Origin of the sequence: Mucilaginibacter sp. (assembly GCF_036383575.1) — a bacterium.
Lineage (GTDB): Bacteria > Bacteroidota > Bacteroidia > Sphingobacteriales > Sphingobacteriaceae > Mucilaginibacter.
Genome location: NZ_DASVOB010000806.1, coordinates 1 through 2479, shown reverse-complemented (window position 1 = coordinate 2479; position 2479 = coordinate 1). Strand labels below are relative to the sequence as shown.

The following is a 2479-nucleotide window of genomic DNA, read 5'->3' as shown; positions in this document are numbered from 1 at the left end:
GCAGCGCCAACTTCGGCAACTACGCCTGCTATCTCCAGGCCGGGAATATCCGCAGGTGCACCGGCAGGCGGCGGGTAATTACCTTTGCGTTGAAAAACATCGGGCCGGTTAATACCTGCTGCTATTACTTTGATCAGTACTTCATCAGGAGCGATAAGCGGCTTTGGCCTGTCGGCCAGCTGCAAAACTTCGGGCCCGCCGGGTTGGGTGATCACTATTGCTTTCATGGTTATAACGTTGAAAGCTAAGTTAGTGGTAAAATGTCATGTAAGGAAAAGCCTCTGCGTATCTGCTTGAGATTAAAACTAATTGTATAAATTTATATCATCCTAAATATCAATTTATTTACCAGTTTAATTATTGTGGAGCCCCGTAAACTTATAACCTCGCTTGGCGTAATACTGACAACCATTACGGGTATAATTTTATTTTTTACGGAGTTTGATAAGATCAAGGCATTCTTTTTTCCTGTCGGAATAGCTATCAGCGTTCCGTTATATATGTTTTCGTTATTAGGCATTGGTTTACTGGTTTTTTATAGTGTTTATATTTTTTATTTCAAAGAAGTTACCAGTCACAAGAAAACTAAAACAGAACTGGAAAACGTGAAAGCATTATTATTAGACTCTGAAAGGATGCGTTTGATAGACTTTGTGACCGGTATTGCCAATCAGGAGAAGTTTAAAATAGATATTCAAAACAGGCCTAAAGAGTTATTTCATTTAATATTGATTGATTTAGACGGTTTTGGTGAGATAAATAAAAAACAAGGGTTTCAAAAAGGCGATGAAGTGATCAGGACAATTGCCCAGGAGTTGTTTGGCAGGATGAGAAGGGACGAGGAGATCTACAAGCGGGATTATAAACTTGAAAATAATTTTATGAAGCGTATTTATCGAAAATATACAGGCGGTGATGAGTTTATTTTTCTGATAAAAGGCCCCCAGTATGAGGCAGTCGGTTTTTTAGCGAGGATCCAAAAGCAACTGGAAGAATTGAACGCAGAATCTCCTGTTTTTTCAAATTACAAAATTACTTTTCACGGTGCTATCGTACCGTTATATCCATCGGATACCTTTGAACAGGCTTATGATAAGTTACAAAGAGGATTTGTACAGGCAGCCGAAGAAAGTAATGGGCTACGGGTTTATTGGGATAAAACGGAAGAAGATACATTTGTGAAATATAAATCCTTATATGATAACGCAAGAAGGATTTTTAAGATACAATGATCTGAAGATGAAGGCTACTTATGCCGTTGTTAAAGGCACAAGTAGCCATTGCCCTCTTTCCCCACCCTTCATACTTGCGCCAGTCGATGAAGCCTTTTCAGAGATCTTGTTATCTCATTTAAAGAAAAACTAAGCTCTTACCTCCAATCTCTAATCACCAGAACGTAAACTCTCAACAGGATTAGCCGACGCAGCCCTGAACGACTGTAAGCTAATAGTAGCAAAAGCGATAACCACAGCCCCAGCGCCTGCCAGTATTACTACCCACCATTGTATATTTTGCCGGTAAGCAAAGCCCTGCAACCAGTTGTTCATAGTTAACCAGGCCAACGGCGCGGCTATTAAAAATGAGATAGTCACCAGCCTCACAAAATCTTTCGATAACATCGTTACAATAGCTGCTATGCTTGCACCCAATACCTTACGGATGCCGATCTCCCGGTTCCGCTGCTCAGCAGCATAAGCGGCAAGGCCAAATAAACCAAGGCAGGCTATAGCTATGGCCAGGCCGGTAAACAGGATAAATAGCTGCCCCATGCGTTGTTCGGTACGGTAAAGGGCGTCAAAATCGGCATCCATAAATGAAAAGTCAAAATGCTCGTTGGGGGCAATGGTTTTCCATGTTTTTTCTATTTGTGCCATCAGGGCTGGAAGGTTATGGGTATTTACGCGGATGCTTAAACGCGCCAGCCAATCGTTATCCAGCGCCATTACCAATGGGGTTACATTATCGCGCAGCGAACTAAAGTTGAAATCTTTAACTACTCCGATTACATGGTATTTTTTGAGATCTTTAGGAGTACCGGTAGTTATGGTTTTGCCGATGGCATCATTGCCATAGCCGAAAACTTTTGCCGCCGTTTCGTTGATGACCATAGCCGTCGAATCTGTTTTAAATTCCCCGGAAAATCCGCGACCGGTCTTCATCTGCATGCCCATGGTGTTGATGTAATCCTCATCTATTTTCCAGAATTGGGTCGACTGCCCTTCTTTTCCACCTGGCGATACATAATTTAATACCTTGTTATTGGCGGTAGGTAAAAAACTGGTAAGTGTTGCATTAACAACACCGGGCAACCGTTTAATCTCCTGTTTTAATAGTTCGGGGTGCTCAAGCGTATTAACGTTGTTGAGGATCAGTACCTGATTTCGGTTAAAGCCGAGGTCCTTATTTTGAATATAGTTGAGTTGGTTATAGATCACCAAAGTGCCTATCACCAAAAAAATAGAAATGGAAAACTGGAAAA

3 protein-coding genes are annotated in these 2479 nt (G+C 41.5%); 1 reads left to right on the top strand and 2 read right to left on the bottom strand.

Annotation, left to right across the window (positions count from 1 at the left end):
- A partial coding sequence (locus VF500_RS28695; RefSeq protein ID WP_330862939.1) for an alcohol dehydrogenase catalytic domain-containing protein occupies nt 1–227 on the bottom strand: 227 nt, incomplete at its 3' end.
- Nucleotides 228–362: 135 nt separating this feature from the next.
- Between VF500_RS28695 and VF500_RS28690 the strand changes: the two genes are divergently transcribed.
- The gene (locus tag VF500_RS28690; protein ID WP_330862938.1) at nt 363–1232 is read left to right on the top strand and encodes a GGDEF domain-containing protein; all 870 of its coding nucleotides are present in this window, start codon (nt 363–365) and stop codon (nt 1230–1232) included.
- Between the two features lie 150 nt (nt 1233–1382).
- Here VF500_RS28690 and VF500_RS28685 read toward each other — a convergent pair.
- The coding region (locus VF500_RS28685) for an ABC transporter permease (RefSeq protein ID WP_330862937.1) at nt 1383–2479 on the bottom strand (1097 nt) is incomplete at its 5' end.